The sequence below is a fragment of the Micromonospora sp. GCM10011542 genome, assembly GCF_042650685.1.
In the GTDB taxonomy this organism is placed as follows: domain Bacteria; phylum Actinomycetota; class Actinomycetes; order Mycobacteriales; family Micromonosporaceae; genus Micromonospora.
The window spans coordinates 32,521-47,467 of record NZ_JBHSBO010000024.1; the positions used below are offsets into that span (position 1 = coordinate 32,521).

Annotated in this window: 18 protein-coding genes and 1 riboswitch; of the genes, 9 read left to right on the plus strand and 9 right to left on the minus strand. The window is 72.7% G+C overall.

Translation table 11 applies throughout. The features are described 5' to 3' along the window. Positions 1-42 precede the first annotated feature (42 nt). A riboswitch (TPP riboswitch) is annotated at positions 43-147 on the minus strand. Positions 148-255: 108 nt separating this feature from the next. The 5 genes from ACFOW4_RS07515 to ACFOW4_RS07535 all read left to right on the plus strand — a co-directional run bounded on the left by ACFOW4_RS07515 (position 256) and on the right by ACFOW4_RS07535 (position 5,412). Further along, on the plus strand, positions 256-1,086 hold the full coding sequence (locus ACFOW4_RS07515) for an alpha/beta fold hydrolase (protein WP_377525722.1): 831 nt from the start codon (positions 256-258) through the stop codon (positions 1,084-1,086). Between the two features lie 29 nt (positions 1,087-1,115). Further along, positions 1,116-1,925: an aminoglycoside N(3)-acetyltransferase gene (locus tag ACFOW4_RS07520; RefSeq protein ID WP_377525725.1), complete on the plus strand. Its 810-nt coding sequence runs from the start codon at positions 1,116-1,118 to the stop codon at positions 1,923-1,925. Continuing rightward, entirely contained in the window at positions 1,922-2,671 is a 750-nt protein-coding gene (locus tag ACFOW4_RS07525) for a sugar isomerase domain-containing protein (protein ID WP_377525727.1), read from the plus strand. Before ACFOW4_RS07520 ends, ACFOW4_RS07525 begins: the two co-directional genes overlap by 4 nt. A gap of 125 nt (positions 2,672-2,796) precedes the next feature. After that, positions 2,797-3,300 carry a DUF6328 family protein gene (locus ACFOW4_RS07530; protein WP_377525730.1) on the plus strand — a complete coding sequence of 168 codons (504 nt, stop codon included), beginning with the start codon at positions 2,797-2,799 and terminating at the stop codon, positions 3,298-3,300. A gap of 120 nt (positions 3,301-3,420) precedes the next feature. Next, positions 3,421-5,412 carry an acyl-CoA dehydrogenase family protein gene (locus ACFOW4_RS07535; protein ID WP_377525732.1) on the plus strand — a complete coding sequence of 664 codons (1,992 nt, stop codon included), beginning with the start codon at positions 3,421-3,423 and terminating at the stop codon, positions 5,410-5,412. A 43-nt stretch (positions 5,413-5,455) separates the two neighbouring features. Here ACFOW4_RS07535 and ACFOW4_RS07540 read toward each other — a convergent pair whose 3' ends face one another. Genes ACFOW4_RS07540 through ACFOW4_RS07575 form a run of 8 tightly spaced genes read right to left on the minus strand, consistent with a single transcriptional unit; the run spans position 5,456 to position 9,919 of the window. Next, positions 5,456-5,623: a hypothetical protein gene (locus ACFOW4_RS07540; protein WP_377525735.1), complete on the minus strand. Its 168-nt coding sequence runs from the start codon at positions 5,621-5,623 to the stop codon at positions 5,456-5,458. 9 nt (positions 5,624-5,632) lie between these two features. Beyond that, positions 5,633-6,241, minus strand: a complete 609-nt coding sequence (locus ACFOW4_RS07545) for a hypothetical protein (protein ID WP_377525737.1) — start codon at positions 6,239-6,241, stop codon at positions 5,633-5,635. Positions 6,242-6,295: 54 nt separating this feature from the next. After that, positions 6,296-6,694: a Fur family transcriptional regulator gene (locus ACFOW4_RS07550; protein WP_377525740.1), complete on the minus strand. Its 399-nt coding sequence runs from the start codon at positions 6,692-6,694 to the stop codon at positions 6,296-6,298. After that, positions 6,691-6,990: an ArsR/SmtB family transcription factor gene (locus ACFOW4_RS07555; protein ID WP_377525742.1), complete on the minus strand. Its 300-nt coding sequence runs from the start codon at positions 6,988-6,990 to the stop codon at positions 6,691-6,693. Before ACFOW4_RS07555 ends, ACFOW4_RS07550 begins: the two co-directional genes overlap by 4 nt. Positions 6,991-7,033: 43 nt before the next feature. After that, complete coding sequence (locus ACFOW4_RS07560; RefSeq protein ID WP_377525745.1) at positions 7,034-7,900, minus strand: metal ABC transporter permease; 867 nt, start codon at positions 7,898-7,900, stop codon at positions 7,034-7,036. 1 nt (position 7,901) lies between these two features. Then, complete coding sequence (locus tag ACFOW4_RS07565) at positions 7,902-8,663, minus strand: metal ABC transporter ATP-binding protein (RefSeq protein WP_377525748.1); 762 nt, start codon at positions 8,661-8,663, stop codon at positions 7,902-7,904. Continuing rightward, the gene (locus tag ACFOW4_RS07570) at positions 8,660-9,607 is read right to left on the minus strand and encodes a metal ABC transporter substrate-binding protein (protein ID WP_377525751.1); all 948 of its coding nucleotides are present in this window, start codon (positions 9,605-9,607) and stop codon (positions 8,660-8,662) included. Before ACFOW4_RS07570 ends, ACFOW4_RS07565 begins: the two co-directional genes overlap by 4 nt. A 54-nt stretch (positions 9,608-9,661) precedes the next feature. After that, positions 9,662-9,919, minus strand: a complete 258-nt coding sequence (locus ACFOW4_RS07575) for a hypothetical protein (protein ID WP_377525753.1) — start codon at positions 9,917-9,919, stop codon at positions 9,662-9,664. 27 nt (positions 9,920-9,946) lie between these two features. Here ACFOW4_RS07575 and ACFOW4_RS07580 point away from each other — a divergent pair, with 27 nt between their 5' ends. The 3 genes from ACFOW4_RS07580 (at position 9,947) to ACFOW4_RS07590 (ending at position 12,382) form a co-directional block, all read left to right on the plus strand. Beyond that, positions 9,947-10,288, plus strand: coding sequence for an antibiotic biosynthesis monooxygenase family protein (locus ACFOW4_RS07580; RefSeq protein WP_377525756.1), 342 nt, complete (start codon positions 9,947-9,949; stop codon positions 10,286-10,288). A 24-nt stretch (positions 10,289-10,312) separates the two neighbouring features. Next, a complete protein-coding gene (locus ACFOW4_RS07585; protein ID WP_377525758.1) occupies positions 10,313-10,888 on the plus strand; it encodes a hypothetical protein in 576 nt (191 codons plus the stop codon). 114 nt (positions 10,889-11,002) lie between these two features. Then, positions 11,003-12,382: a glycine--tRNA ligase gene (locus ACFOW4_RS07590; RefSeq protein ID WP_377525761.1), complete on the plus strand. Its 1,380-nt coding sequence runs from the start codon at positions 11,003-11,005 to the stop codon at positions 12,380-12,382. Positions 12,383-12,434: 52 nt separating this feature from the next. Here the strand turns inward: ACFOW4_RS07590 and ACFOW4_RS07595 are convergent, their stop codons facing one another. Further along, the gene (locus ACFOW4_RS07595) at positions 12,435-13,409 is read right to left on the minus strand and encodes a hypothetical protein (RefSeq protein ID WP_377525763.1); all 975 of its coding nucleotides are present in this window, start codon (positions 13,407-13,409) and stop codon (positions 12,435-12,437) included. 179 nt (positions 13,410-13,588) lie between these two features. Here ACFOW4_RS07595 and dusB point away from each other — a divergent pair, with 179 nt between their 5' ends. Then, complete coding sequence (gene dusB / locus ACFOW4_RS07600; protein WP_377525766.1) at positions 13,589-14,761, plus strand: tRNA dihydrouridine synthase DusB; 1,173 nt, start codon at positions 13,589-13,591, stop codon at positions 14,759-14,761. Positions 14,762-14,947: the final 186 nt, after the last annotated feature.

The following is a 14,947-nucleotide window of genomic DNA, read 5'->3' on the forward strand; positions in this document are numbered from 1 at the left end:
AAGACGCACGCCGCGCGTCCGGTGGCCCGGACTCACGGCGCGGCTGGAGGTCGACCGAACTCCCTGCGCTGGCATTACCCAGATCAGGTTCGAGGGTCTGCGGGCGTGCCCGCACTCTCAGCGCTGTGCGCTCCCCTGTCGGATGTGAAGTTGTCTCGGTGACGCTAGCACCGACCGGGGGTGCCGGCCCAGCAGTGCGCTCGTGATCACCTCGCCGTCCGGCCCGGTCGGCGCCGGCTGGGTAGGCTGCCGATCATGCAGGTCGACGCGCGGGGTCTGACGTTCGAGGTACGCACCGGTGGGCCGGCGGAGGGCGTCCCCGTGCTGCTGCTGCACGGCTTCCCGCAGCACTCGGGGGAGTGGGACGACGTCGTACCCGCGCTGCACGACTCGGGGCTGCGGACGTACGCGCTGGACCAGCGGGGCTACTCGCCCGGCGCCCGACCGGCGGAGGCGGCGGACTACCGCATCCCCGAGCTGGTCGCCGACGTGGTGGCGGTGCTCGACGCGCTCGGCCTCGACGCCGCCCACGTGGTCGGGCACGACTGGGGCGCGATCGTGGCCTGGGCGCTGGCCGCCCGGCACCCCGAGCGGGTCCGCACGCTGACCGCCGTGTCGGTGCCGCACCCGGCGGCCATGGCGCACGCGCTCGCCACCGACACCGAGCAGAAGGCCCGGTCGTCGTACATCGCGCTGTTCCGGCAGCCGGGCAAGGCGGAGAAGGTGCTGCTGGCGCTGCACGCGACCGCGCTGCGCAAGCTGCTCGGCGGGGTCGGCGACGCGGATCGGGTCAACCGGTACGCCGACCCGATGCGCGAGCCCGGGGCGCTCACCGCCGCGCTGAACTGGTACCGGGCGATGTCCCGCGCCGACCTGGTGGCCGCCGGCCCGGTGTCGGTGCCCACCACCTACGTGTGGAGCGACCGGGACATCGCGATCGGCCGCACCGCCGCCGAGGCGTGCGCCGCGCACGTCACCGGCGACTACCGCTTCGTGGAACTGCATGGGGTGACCCACTGGATCCCGGACGCCGCGCCGGCCCCGCTGGCCGAGGCGATCCTGGCCCGCGTAAGCGGCACGGCCTGAGCCGGATGGATCAGCACGAGGGAGACGGTGTGACAACCCGCGGGGGCGGGCTGGCCACCCGGCGGACGCTGGCCGCGCAACTGCGCCTGCTCGGCGTACGCTCCGGCGCCACGCTGCTGGTGCACGCCGCGCTGGGGCGGTTGGGCTTCGTCTGCGGCGGCCCGCAGGCGGTGGTGCTCGCCCTGCGCGACGTGCTGGGCCCGGACGGCACGATCGTGGTGCCCACCCACACGCCGGACAACAGCGACCCGGCCGACTGGCGCAACCCGCCGGTGCCGGCGGACTGGTGGCCGTTGATCCGCGCCGAGATGCCGGGCTTCGACCCGGCGATCACCCCGAGCCGGTACATGGGCGCCCTCGCCGAGACGGTCCGCGGCTGGCCGGGCGCGCTGCGCAGCGACCATCCGCACGTGTCGTTCGCCGCACTCGGGCCGGCCGCCGAGCGGGTCCTGGCCGGCCACCGCCGGGCCGACATGCTCGGCGAGGGATCCCCGCTGGCCCGTCTCTACGAACTGGACGCCGACGTCCTGCTGCTCGGGGTGGACCACGGCGCGAACACCTCGCTGCACCTGGCCGAGTACCGCCGGCCCGCGCCGCCCCGACAGCGGCAGGGCGCCGCGGTACGCACCGCCGACGGCGGCCGGGAGTGGGTGTGGTGGGACGACGTACGGCTCGACGCGAGCGACTTCGACGCGTTGGGCGCGGACCTCGCGGCAACCGGGGCGGTCCGCGCCGCTCCGGTCGGCGGCGGAACCGGCAGGTTGATGCGCCAGCGGGCGGCGGTCGACTTCGCGGTGCACTGGATGGCCCGCAACCGACGGACGGAGGACGACGCATGACGGTGAGCGCCGAGGACTACCTGGCGGTGGTGACCGCGACGATCGGGCGGGTGGCGGCCAGCCAGCGGGAGGCGGTGGGTCGGGCCGCCGACCTGATCGCCGACGCGGTACGCGCCGACGGCGTGGTGCACGCCTTCGGCACCGGGCACTCGGAGGCCCTCGCCATGGAGATCGCCGGCCGGGCGGGTGGGCTGGTGCCGACCAACCGGATCGCGCTGCGCGACCTCGTGCTGATCGGCGGGGAACCGGCCGAACTGCTCGGCCCGACGCTGGAGCGGGACCCGGCGGTGGCGCACCGACTCTACGAACTGGCCCCCGTCCGGCCCGCCGACGTCTTCGTGCTCGCCTCCAACTCGGGCGTCAACGGCGCGATGGTGGAGTTCGCCGCCCTGGTCAAGCAGCACGGGCACGGGCTGGTGGCGATCACCTCAGGCCAGCACTCCGGCCGGATGACCTCCCGCCACCCGTCCGGACGCAAGCTGGCCGACTTCGCCGACGTGGTGCTCGACAACGGCGCCCCGTACGGCGACGCGACGCTGCCGCTGCCCGGCGGCGGCGCGGTGGGCGCGGTCTCCTCGATCACCGCGGCGCTGCTGGCCCAGCAGATCACCGTGGAGGTGGTGGCGCGGCTGCTGGCGGCGGGGGAGCGGCCCCCGGTCTACCTGTCGGCGAACATCCCGAACGGCGACGCGCACAACTCCGAGTTGGAAGCCCGGTACGCGGGTCGGATCCGGCGCGGTTCCTGATCCGGCCCGGCCCCCCGGTGCCCGGCGGGTGTCGTGAACCGGTTTCGCGCTCCGCCGGGTAGGGCATTGGCGTTGCTGCCGGCGGCCGGGACCCGCCGGCAGTAGCGTCTCACCGGAGGTAGCGCGTGTCGAAGGAGACCGAGAAGCAGCGTTGGCAGCGCAACTTCGCCGACCTGTTGCAGGAGTTGCGGGTCGCCCAGACCGGCGTGCAGATCCTCTTCGCCTTTCTGCTGACCCTGCCGTTCAGCAACGGGTTCACCCGCACCACGCACTTCCAGAAGGACGTCTACGTCGTCGCGTTGCTCTCGGCGGCCGCCGCCACCGCGATGATCATCTCGCCGGTGGCGTTCCACCGGGCGCTGTTCCGTCAGGGGCGCAAGCCGGAACTGGTCCGGTTCGCCCACCGGATGGCCAGCGGTGGGCTGGGCTTCATGCTGATCTCGATGGTCAGCGCGGTGCTGCTGATCACCGACTTCGTGCTGGACCGGCCGATCGCCTTCGTGCTCAGCGCGGCGACCGCGGTGTGGTTCCTCGCCTTCTGGGTGATCCTGCCGATCGCCCGGCGCAACTGGGGTGACGACGACATCGACGACGACGATGACGACCCGGAGAGCCCGTCCGGCGGCTGACCGACCCGGAGCAGCGCAAACTCGATCTTCACGGAACGCTACCCCTGGGTAACACCCGGGGGTAGCGTGACGGTAGTCGCGCACGTCGACGCAGCCGCACCGAGGTTCGAGGGGGCAGCCGTGACCACGACGGAGGACAGCCGGCCGGCACCGGACGGCCCCGACACCAGCGCCGGTGCCGCCGCACCACTGCCGGCGGAGGCCGGGCAGGTCTCCGAGAAGGAGGCCCGGCAGGTCGCCGAGGCGGCCCGCGAGTCGACCTGGGACCGGCCCAGCTTCGGCAAGGAGCTGTTCCTCGGCCGGTTCCGGCTCGACCTCATCAACCCCTGGCCCCGGTCCGCTCCCGAGGACGTCGCCCGCGCCGAGGACTTCCTCGGCCGGTTCCGCGCCTTCCTCACCTCGCGCGTGGACGGCGCGGCCATCGAGCGGGACGCGTCCATTCCGGACGAGGTGTTCCACGGGCTGGCCGACCTCGGCGCGTTCGGCATGAAGATCGACCGCTCGTACGGCGGGCTCGGCCTGAGCAACCTGCACTACTGCCGCGCGTTGATGCTGGCCGGCTCGGTCAGCCCCGCGATCGGCGCGCTGCTGTCCGCACACCAGTCCATCGGCGTGCCGCAGCCTTTGAAGATGTTCGGCACCGCCGAGCAGAAGCAGCGCTTCCTGCCCCGACTTGCCGCCGGTGAGGTCTCCGCGTTCCTGCTCACCGAGCCGGACGTCGGCTCCGACCCGGCCCGGCTGGCCACCACCGCCGAGCCGACCGAGGACGGCACCGGCTACCGGCTCAACGGGGTCAAGCTCTGGGCCACCAACGGCACGGTCGCCACCCTGCTGGTGGTGATGGCCCGGGTGCCGGCCACCGCCGGGCGCCGGGGCGGGATCACCGCGTTCGTGGTCGACGGCGACAGCGCGGGCATCACCGTGGAACGGCGCAACGGCTTCGTCGGCCTGCGCGGCCTGGAGAACAGCCTCACCCGTTTCCACGACGTGTTCGTACCGGCCGAGAACGTCATCGGCGGTGAGGGCAAGGGCCTGAAGATCGCCCTGACCACGCTGAACACCGGGCGGCTCTCCCTGCCCGCCATGTGCGTGGGCGCCGGCAAGTGGGCGCTGAACGTGGCTCGGGAGTGGTCCGCCGAGCGGGTCCAGTGGGGCCGGCCGGTCGGCGAGCACGAGGCGGTCGCCCAGAAGCTGTCGTTCATCGCAGCCACCACGTACGGCATGGAGACCATGCTCGACCTGTGCTGCCTGCTGGCCGACGACGACCGCAACGACATCCGGATCGAGGCGGCGCTGGTCAAGCTCTACGCCAGCGAGATGGCCTGGCGCATCGCCGACGAGCTGATCCAGATCCGGGGCGGGCGCGGCTACGAGACGGCCGACTCGCTGGCCGCCCGCGGCGAGCGCCCGGCCGCCGTCGAGCAGATGCTGCGTGACCTGCGGATCAACCGGATCTTCGAGGGCTCCACCGAGATCATGCACCTGCTGATCGCCCGGGAGGCGGTCGACGCCCACCTCTCGGTGGCCGGCGACATCATCGACCCGGACGCCGGGCTGGGCCGCAAGGCCCGAGCCGGCGCCCGGGCCGGGGCGTTCTACGCGAAGTGGCTGCCCACCCTCGCGGTGGGCAAGGGCCAGAGCCCCTCGGCGTACGCCGATTTCGGGCCGCTCGCCGGGCACCTGCGCCAGGTGGAGCGCTCGTCGCGCAAGTTGGCCCGGTCCACGTTCTACGCGATGTCCCGCTGGCAGGGAAAGATGGAACGCAAGCAGGCGTTCCTGGGCCGGGTGGTGGACATCGGCGCCGAGTTGTTCGCGATGTCGGCGGTCTGCGTCCGGGCGTACGCCGAGCGGGACACCCGGCCGGAGAACGTCGAGCTGGCCGACCTGTTCTGCCGGCAGGCACGGGTCCGGGTCGACGCGCTGTTCACCGCGCTGTGGGACAACACCGACTCGGTGGACACCGCCGCCGCGAAGCGGATCCTCGCCGGGCGCTACGCGGGCTTGGAGGAGGGGGTGGTCACCCCGTCCGACGAGCTGCCCTGGGTGGCGCGCTGGTCGCCCGGCCCGTCCACCGCCGAGGACGTCCGCCGCCGCATCCCACCGAAGCCCTGACCCCGGGCGGCCGGCACGGCGCCGAGCCGGGCCCGGAGGGCGGTCAGCGGCTGACCGCCCAGGCCAGCACCGCCGCCAGGATCAGGCCGTTGAGCGCCGCGAGACCCAGGTACGCCGCCGACGGGATCTTCCGCCCACTGCGCACGAAGGAGATGAGGATGGCGGCGTACCCGAGCAGCAGGACGGCGATGACGATCAGGAAGTAGAACACCCGACGACTTTAGCGGTCGCCGCCGCGCAGACCGAGCTGGCGCAGCTCCAGCGCGGCCAGCGCGTCGACGGTCCGGTCGTCGCCACGCCGCCACGCCTCGGCCACGTCCGGTGCGATCCGGGTCAGCCTGCCCAGCGGCTGGGTGGCCAGCGCGCGCAGGGCGAGCAGGTCCCGACCGGCGGGCACGGCGGCCAGCCTCGCGGCCGAGGAGGCCCGGCGCATCCAGCGGATCCGCAGCGGCAGCCAGCCGAGGAGCACCACGCCGAGCGGGAAGATCAGCACCGCGACGGCGAGGGCCAGGGCGAGCTGGTCGACCAGGTGCTGCTGGTCGCGGCCGGCGTCGGCCAGGGACCGGGCGGCGTCGGCGGCCCGCTGGAACGGCGCGGTCAGCTCGTCGCCGACCAACGGCACCCGACCCACCTTCCCGCCGGCGTCGGCGAGGTTGTCGGCGAGCCCACTGCCGGCGCCCTCCAGCTTCTGCCCCGGTACGGCGAGCTTCTGCACCAGGTCGTGCAGCCAGAGCGCGCCGCGGATCGCGACGTACACCCAGGCGACGACGAGCAGGTCGGTGAGCAACTGGCGGGCGGCGGTCGGAAACCGATCGGCGTAGATCTTCACGCCGGACAGCGTGCCACGAACGAGCGCCCGCGGCGCCCCCTCGACCGGGCCGCGTCAGCCGACGCAGCCGGGGCAGGTGCCGAAGATCTCCAGGGTGTGGCTGACGTTGGCGTAGCCGTGCTGCGCCGCGACCCGGTCGGCCCAGGTCTCCACCGCCGGGCCGGCCACCTCGACCGTGCGCCCGCAGGCCCGGCAGACCAGGTGGTGGTGGTGCCCCTCGCTGCACCGGCGGTACAGGTGCTCGCCGCCCGGCGGGCGCATCACGTCGATCTCACCGGCGTCGGCCAGCCCCTGCAGGGTGCGGTAGACCGTGGTCAGGCCGACCCGCTCACCGCGCTGCCGGAGCATCGCGTGCAGGTCCTGGGCGCTGTGGAAGCCCTCGACCTCGCCCAGCAGCGCGCTCACCGCGGAGCGCTGCCGGGTGTTGCGCACCGCGGCGCCGCCCTCGCTCATGTTCCCTCCCCGGCATGGCTGACCGCGTCGGCCACGATGTGCGCCACGTGCTCGTCGACCAGGGCGTACGCGATCTCCCGGCCGCGCCGGGAGCCGCGCACCACTCCGGCGCCGCGCAGCACCCGCAGGTGCTGCGAGACCAGCGGCTGAGGGGCGCCGAGCTGCTCCACCAGCTCGTGCACACACCGCTCGCCGGCGGCCAGTTCACTGACGATGGCGAGGCGGATGGGCGCCGAGAGGGCGCGCAGCAGCTCACCGGCCCCCTCGAAGCCCTCGTAGCCCGATGCGCTGGTCACCTTGCAACGGTAACCAAAACCACCGGTACCCCGCTGATCAGGATCACTGGAGCACGACCTCGTGCGGCTCGGACACCGGGGCGGCGGCAGGGGAACGCCGTCGGCGCCACGTCCGCCAGACCGCGCCGCCCAGCGCCACCACCAGGAAGGAGGCGATCGCCAGCAGCACCACGGAGGCACCCGGCGCGGTGTTCGCGGTGGCCGCCACCCAGACGCCGGCGCCGGCGGCGAAGAAGCCGAGCGCCATCGCGGCGGTCATCGTGCTGCGGAAGCCCCGGGTGACCTGCTGGGCGGTGGCCACCGGCACCACCATCAGCGCGCTGATCAGCAACACCCCGACGGCCCGCATCGCGATGGTCACGGTGACCGCGGTGGTGACCGCGATGAGCAGGTTGAGCGTGCGCACCGGCAGGCCGGAGACCCGGGCGTACTCCTCGTCGTGGCTGACCGCGAAGAGCGCCGGGCGCAGCGCGACCATCGCGATCAGGACCGCCGCCCCGAGCACCGCGATGGTGATCAGGTCGGCCGGGAAGATGGTGGTCAGCGAGCCGAACAGGTAGGCGTTGAGGTTGGCGCTGGTGCTGTCGGAGAGGCCGACCAGCATCACGCCGCCGGCGATGCCGCCGTAGAAGAGCAGCGCCAGCGCCAGGTCGCCGGAGGTACGCCCGCGGGCGCGGACGATCTCGATGGCGACCGCGCCGGCGGTGGCGGCGAGCACCGCCACCAGCACCGGCGAGCGGTTGAGCAGCAGGCCGGCGCCGACACCGGTCAGCGCCACGTGCCCGATGCCGTCCCCGATCAGCGCGAGCCGCCGCTGCACCAGGTAGATGCCGAGTGCCGGCGCGGCCAGGCCGATCACGAGCGCGCCGATCAGGGCACGCTGCATGTAGGGGTACTGGAAGAGTTCCATGTCAGTTGCTCCACAGCCCGGCGGGCTCGTCGGGACCGTGCGGGTGCACGTGGTCGTGGTCGGGCTCCGCGTGGTGGGCGGCCGGGTCCGGCACGGCACCGTCGTGACAGATGCCACCCTCGTGTACGACGACCGCCCGGCTGATCACCGGCCGCAGCGGACCCAGCTCGTGTGCCACCAGCAGCACCGTCCCGCGCTCGGCCACGAAGTCGCGCAGGACGTCGGCGAACACCTCCTGGCTGGCCGCGTCCACCCCGGCGGTGGGCTCGTCGAGGACCAGCAGCTCCGGGTGCCCGGCGAGCGCGCGGGCGATCAGGGTGCGCTGCTGCTGGCCGCCGGAGAGGGTGGCCACCGGGTCGCCGGCCCGGTCGGCCAGCCCGACCGCGCGCAGCGCGTCGTCCACGGCGGCCCGGTCGGCCGCGCCGGGCGGCCGGAGCATCCCCCGGCGGGCCAGCCGGCCGGAGGCGACCACCTCACGGACGGTGGCCGGCACGCCGCCACCGGCGCCCAGGCGCTGCGGGACGTACCCGATGCGCTGCCACTGCCGGAAGCGCCGCAGCGGCCGGTCGAACAGGGTGACCGAACCGCCGCTGAGCGGAACCAGCCCCAGCACGGCACGGATCAGGGTGGACTTGCCGGAGCCGTTCGCGCCGAGCACCGCGACCACCTCCCCGGCGGTCACGGTGAGCGAGACGTCCCGGAGCACGGGGCGGCCGTCGTAGCCGACCACGCCGTGCTCGACGGTGATCACAGGGGCGCTCACGAGCAGCTCAACCCCGTCCGCAGGGCCTGCAGGTTGGTACGCATCACCGAAAGGTAGTCCGCGCCGCTACCGGCGGCGAGCCCTTCGATCGGGTCCAGCACCGCGGTCCTCGCGCCGACCGGGCCGGCGATGGTCTCGGCCACCTTCGGGCTGACCAGCGTCTCGAAGAAGATGGTGGTGGTCCGGTGCGCCTTCGCCTCCTCGATCACCTGGGCCAGCCGCTGCGGGGAGGGCTCCACGTCGGGGCTCAGCCCGGTGATGCCGACCTGCTCGAGCTGGTACCGGTCGGCCAGGTAGCCGAACGCGGTGTGGCTGGTCACGATCTCCCGCCGCTGGCAGGTCTTCAGGCCCTGGCTGAACTCGGTGTCCAAGGTCGTCAGGTCGGCGCGCAGCGCCGCGGCGCGGGCGGTGTAGTCGGCGGCGTGGTCCGGGTCGGCCCTGCCGAGCCGCTGGGCGAGCTGGTCGCCGATGCCGGCCAGCCGGGTCGGGTCCAGCCAGACGTGCGGGTCCTTACCGCCGCCGTGCTGCTCCTCGCCGGACTCCTTCTCGCCCTCGTGGTTGTGCCCGCCGGCGTTCGCGTCCAGCAGCGGCTGCACGCTGGTCACGTCGAACGCCCGGTCGCCGCCGTTCTGCTCGACCGCGTCGTCCACCGCCGGCTGGAAGCCCTTCAGGTAGACGATCAGCTCCGCCTCGGTGACCTGGCCGACCTGGCCCGCGTTGAGCTCCAGGTCGTGCGGCTCCGCGCCCGGCTTGGCCAGATTGGTCACCCGGACGGCGTCGCCGCCGATCCGCTCGGCCAGGAACTGCAGCGGGTAGAACGCGGCCACCACGTCGACCCGCTGCGGGTCGGCTCCGGCCGCGCCGCCGGTGGAGCAGCCGGCACCGGCACCCAGGGCGAGCAGGGCGGTGGCGGCGGCCAGGACACGTGCGGTGCGGTTGCTCATGTCGTCAACTGTCCGTGGCAACGACAATGATTGTCAAAAACGCATGAGTGCATGTCAGAGCAGCTTCGCCAGGCCCACCGTGACCAGCAGGGTCAGCATCAGCAGCCGGATCAGCCGGGTCTGCGGCGTCTGAACCGACCAGGTGGTGGCCAACAGGGCGATCAGGGCCGCGGCGAGCGCCAACGTGAGCAGCCCGCCGACCACCCCCGGCGTGAAGAACGCCACCAGCGCCACCACCAGGGTGAGCAGGAACACCGACGTCGGGTTCGCCCCGGCCAACCGGGCCAGCATGGGGGGCTGCGTACGCTGCATCCCACAGACTCTACGAGGAGGAACCCGGTGCTGGTGACCAACCGGTTCGTGGTCGACGTCGATGTCGCCGACGACTTCACCGAGCGGGCGTACGCCGCCCTCACCGCGCTGGCCGCCCGCCCCGGCTACCTGCGCGGTCAGTTGGTCCGGGCGCTGGACGACCCGCGGCACTGGTCCCTGGTCACCGAGTGGGAGTCGGTCGGCACCTACCGGCGGGCACTGGGCGCCTTCGAGGTCAAGGTGACCGCCGTGCCGCTGCTCGCCGAATCGGTCGACGAGCCGTCCGCGTACGAGGCGCTGGCCAGTGCGGCACCCGGCGGGGCGGTCGTGGTCGCGGAGAGTGATCGGGCTGCTGGTCCTTACCGCTGAGCCGTCGGGCACTACCCTGCTCCTATGACCGCTCCCGGACCGGCAGCCCCATCGCCGCACCCCGCGCTGCCCGGGCAGGACGGCGGCCGGCCGCCGGCCGAGCAGGGCCCGCCGCCGGTGCCGGGCACCCCCGCCCCACCCCCCGGTCCCGGGGTGGCTCCGCCGTTCGCCGCGCCGCCCAGCGAGGGCCGGCGGACCCGGCTCTGGATCGGTCTCGGCGTCGGCGCGCTCGCCGTGCTGCTCTGCTGCGGCGGGGGCGGAGCGGCCGTGGTCGGGCTCGCGGTCAGCGGCGTGCAGGCCGTCCGGGAGCAGGGCCGAGCGGTCACCGGTGACTACTACCAGGCCCTGGTCGACCGCAACTACGGCCGGGCGTACGAGCAGCTCTGCGACGACGCGCAGCGGCGTGAGTCCCGCCCCGAGTTCGAGCAGCGGGTGGCCGCCGAGCCGCAGGTCAGCGCCTTCCGGGTGGGTGAGGTGGACACCACCAACCTGACCGTGCCGGTGGACGTGACCCTCGACGGCGGCAACCGGGAACAGCAGCAGGTCACCCTGGACCAGGACGGTCAGACCGGCGGCATGGAGGTGTGCGGGGTCAGCTGACCCGCCCCCGGTATTCTGCTGGGCTCGGGGTGCCGGTGGTCGTACCGTTGTCCCGAACCGACCGTTCCATCCACATCTCGCCCCCGCCGACCGCCAGCCGGCGTAGGAGGAAACATGCCAGCCGACCGTATCGACGCCGTCGTCAGCCTCGCCAAGCGCCGAGGCTTCGTCTTCCCCTCCAGTGAGATCTACGGGGGCACCCGGTCGGCGTGGGACTACGGTCCGCTCGGCGTGGAGCTCAAGGAGAACGTGCGCCGGCAGTGGTGGAAGACCATGGTCCAGCAGCGCGACGACGTGGTCGGCCTCGACTCCGCGGTGATCCTGGCCCGCAAGGTGTGGGAGGCCTCCGGCCACATCGCCGAGTTCGTCGACCCGCTCACCGAGTGCCAGTTCTGCCACAAGCGGTTCCGGGCCGACCACCTCGAGGAGGCGTACGCCGAGAAGCACGGCAAGCCGCTGACCTCCCTCGCCGAGCTCAACTGCCCCAACTGCGGCAACAAGGGCACCTTCACCGAGCCGAAGATGTTCAACGGCCTGATGAAGACCTACCTCGGCCCGGTGGAGAGCGACGAGGGGCTGCACTACCTGCGCCCGGAGACCGCCCAGGGCATCTTCGTCAACTACAAGAACGTCGAGACGGTCGCCCGCAAGAAGCCGCCGTTCGGCATCGCGCAGACCGGCAAGTCGTTCCGCAACGAGATCACCCCGGGTAACTTCATCTTCCGCACCCGCGAGTTCGAGCAGATGGAGATGGAGTTCTTCGTCGAGCCAGGCTCGGACGAGCAGTGGCACGAGTACTGGCTGCAGGAGCGCTGGAACTGGTACCTCGACCTCGGCCTGTCCGCTGACAACCTGCGCTTCTACGAGCACCCCAAGGAGAAGCTCTCCCACTACTCGAAGCGCACCGTCGACATCGAGTACCGGTTCCAGTTCGGCGGCACCGAGTTCGCCGAGCTGGAGGGCATCGCCAACCGCACCGACTTCGACCTGTCCACGCACAGCAAGCACTCCGGCGTCGACCTGTCGTACTTCGACCAGACCAAGGGCGAGCGCTGGATGCCGTACGTGATCGAGCCGGCCGCCGGCCTGACCCGCGCGGTGCTCGCCTTCCTGCTCGAGGCGTACGACGAGGACGAGGCACCGAACACCAAGGGCGGCGTGGACAAGCGCACGGTCATGCGCTTCGACCCGCGGCTGGCCCCGGTCAAGGTGGCCGTGCTGCCGCTGTCGCGCAACGAGGCACTGTCGCCGAAGGCGAAGGACCTGGCGGCGCTGCTTCGCAAGCGCTGGGTGGTGGAGTTCGACGACTCGCAGGCGATCGGCCGCCGCTACCGCCGCCAGGACGAGATCGGCACGCCGTTCTGCGTGACGGTGGACTTCGACACCCTGGACGACAACGCCGTGACCGTCCGCAACCGGGACACCATGGGCCAGGAGCGGGTCTCCCTCGACCAGGTCGAGCGCTACCTGATCGAGCGCCTCCCCGGCTGCTGAGGTGCAAGGAGGGGCCCCTTATTAACGTTTCCGGTAGAGCAGGGGCCCCTTCTTAACATCCGGGTGGGTTCTGCGGGCGTGGCTCGGCGCGGATGTGCACGCTCGCGCCGAGCCCCCGCCGCGACTCGTACGCGTCCTCGACGGTCCGCCGCGCCCGGGCCGGGTGCCGGCGGATCTGGGCCGGCGTGAAGTGCAGGACGAGTACGCCGAGTCGGCTCAACTCGTTGTGCCGGTCGAGCGTCCGCGCCCAGTCACCGGGACTGAAGTGGTACTCCTGCGAGTCCACCTCGAGCGCCACCGCCGCCTCGGCCAGGTACCCGTCCGGCGTCGGAAGCGTCTGCCCGTCCGGGCTCACCAGTCTCGGGTTCCAGAGGATCACCGGCAGCAACGGGCTGCCGGACAGGCGCTCCCGTAGCTCGGCCTCCGGCGCGGACCGCGTGCCGGCCACGACCTCGGAGAACGCCTTCCTGATCAAGGCGGTCCGGCTGCGCTTGGCACGCCGAATCTCCTCGTCCAACGCCGCCAGGTCGGTGAAGCCGCGTTGGACGGCCTCGGCCACGACGGCGCGGACCGGTCGCAGTTGGCGCAGGTCACGCGAGGTGTCGACCACCGCGCGGGCGGGGGAGCAGACCGGATAGAGGGCCGTGTGGCGGGCCTTCGGGTCCAGGGCCAGCGCCCGAGTGATCACCACGTGCCCCGATGACTTCCGCCGCCTCTCGTGCGGCACGATCAGGTGTACGGACTCGGTCCTCGGGCCGTACCGGAAGCCGTACCAGGCGAGCGCGGCAGGTCCGGTGAGCTGGGCTTCGGAGCCGGCGTACAGCACGGCGGAGATCCGCCGTTGCTCCTCGGTCAGAGTGCCGGTGAACAGCGCGTACGTCGCGGGCAGCATGCGCTGCCAGAGCCCGCGACGGGTCTGCCGGTACAGGAACATGTCGTCGAAGCCGGAGGCGAGCAGTTGGGCCCGACTGACCAGCTGCTGCTGCCTGTGCGCCGCCTGCTCCAACTGTGGGGAGAACTCGACCATGCCCCGCAGGTTGACCCACGCGTCCTGGCCCGTATTGCCCCGCCGGCACCAACCGTGGACAGCCACCCGCCCTGTGGACAGCCCCTCCATCGCGGCGGCTCTGTGATATGCGCCGTGTTAGCAGGGGGCCCCTGCTATGCAGAAGGCGTTAACAGGGGGCCCCTCCTTACACTTGGGCGGTGACTGTCTCGACCGCTTCCGCGCTGCGCCCGTTGACTCTCGGGCGGCACCAGGTGTGGCCGCCGGTGGTGCTCGCGCCGATGGCCGGGATCACCAACGTCGGCTTCCGCCAGCTCTGCCGTGAGCAGGGCGGCGGCATCTACGTCTGCGAGATGATCACGACCCGGGCGCTGGTCGAGCGGAACCCGAAGACGCTGCGCATGATCGCCTTCGGCGCGGACGAGCAGCCCCGCAGCCTCCAGCTCTACGGCACCGACCCGGAGATCACCGCGGCCGCCGTACGGATCGTGGTCGAGAAGGACCTCGCCGACCACATCGACCTCAACTTCGGCTGCCCGGTGCCGAAGGTGACGCGGCGTGGCGGCGGCGCGGCGCTGCCGTGGCGACGCCGGCTCTTCGCCCGGCTGGTCAGGGCCGCGGTGGACGCCGCGTCGCCGGCCGGGGTGCCGGTCACGGTGAAGATGCGCAAGGGCATCGACGACGACCACCTGACGTACGTCGAGGCGGGGCTGGCCGCCCAGGACGCCGGCGTGGCCGCCGTGGCCCTGCACGGCCGGACGGCCTCGCAGCGCTACTCGGGCACCGCCGACTGGGACGCCATCGCCACTCTCAAGCAGGCCCTCGACGTGCCGGTGCTCGGCAACGGCGACATCTGGGAGGCCGACGACGCCCTGCGGATGGTGGCCCACACCGGCGTGGACGGCGTGGTGATCGGGCGCGGTTGCCTGGGTCGGCCGTGGCTCTTCGCCGACCTGGAGGCCGCCTTCAACGGCCGGCCGGAGCGTCGGCTGCCCAACCTGGGCGAGGTCGCGGCGACCATGCGCCGGCACGCCGAGTTGCTGGTCGACCAGTTCGTCGCCGGCGCGCGCAACCCGGCGCGGGGCGAGCGGGACGGCTGCACCGACTTCCGCAAGCACGTCGCCTGGTACCTGAAGGGCTTCCCGGTCGGCGGCGAGCTGCGCCGCTCGCTCGCCATGATCGAGAGCCTGGCCCAACTCGACGACCTGCTCGGCAAGCTCGACCCGGCCGAGCCGTTCCCGGTCGACACGCTGGGCCAACCGCGCGGGCGGACCAACTCACCGGGCAAGGTCTTCCTGCCCGACGGTTGGCTGGCGAGCCGGGACGACGACACGGTGCCCGACGGCGCCGAGTTGGACGACTCCGGCGGCTGACCCGAACCCGGTCCACCGCGTAGGCGGGTGGAACGCTACGGCTGCCATGAGGCTGTCGAGACGTACCTGGTGTTCCACTCGCCGCTCCCGCCACCGGGCGTGAAAGTGACAGACGGGCGGACATGACGAAGGGCCGGCCCCCGTGGTGGGGGCCGGCCCTTCGTCGGTGGTGCGGTCCGCGGGTCA

Bases quoted from the DNA above. Each gene is read 5' to 3' on its own strand.
- ACFOW4_RS07515 (WP_377525722.1), top strand. From the start codon at position 256: ATGCAGGTCGACGCGCGGGGTCTGACGTTCGAGGTACGCACCGGTGGG.
- ACFOW4_RS07525 (WP_377525727.1), top strand. From the start codon at position 1,922: ATGACGGTGAGCGCCGAGGACTACCTGGCGGTGGTGACCGCGACGATC.
- ACFOW4_RS07550 (WP_377525740.1), bottom strand. From the start codon at position 6,694: ATGAGCGAGGGCGGCGCCGCGGTGCGCAACACCCGGCAGCGCTCCGCG.
- ACFOW4_RS07560 (WP_377525745.1), bottom strand. From the start codon at position 7,900: ATGGAACTCTTCCAGTACCCCTACATGCAGCGTGCCCTGATCGGCGCG.
- ACFOW4_RS07570 (WP_377525751.1), bottom strand. From the start codon at position 9,607: ATGAGCAACCGCACCGCACGTGTCCTGGCCGCCGCCACCGCCCTGCTC.
- ACFOW4_RS07575 (WP_377525753.1), bottom strand. From the start codon at position 9,919: ATGCAGCGTACGCAGCCCCCCATGCTGGCCCGGTTGGCCGGGGCGAAC.
- ACFOW4_RS07585 (WP_377525758.1), top strand. From the start codon at position 10,313: ATGACCGCTCCCGGACCGGCAGCCCCATCGCCGCACCCCGCGCTGCCC.
- ACFOW4_RS07590 (WP_377525761.1), top strand. From the start codon at position 11,003: ATGCCAGCCGACCGTATCGACGCCGTCGTCAGCCTCGCCAAGCGCCGA.
- ACFOW4_RS07595 (WP_377525763.1), bottom strand. From the start codon at position 13,409: ATGGTCGAGTTCTCCCCACAGTTGGAGCAGGCGGCGCACAGGCAGCAG.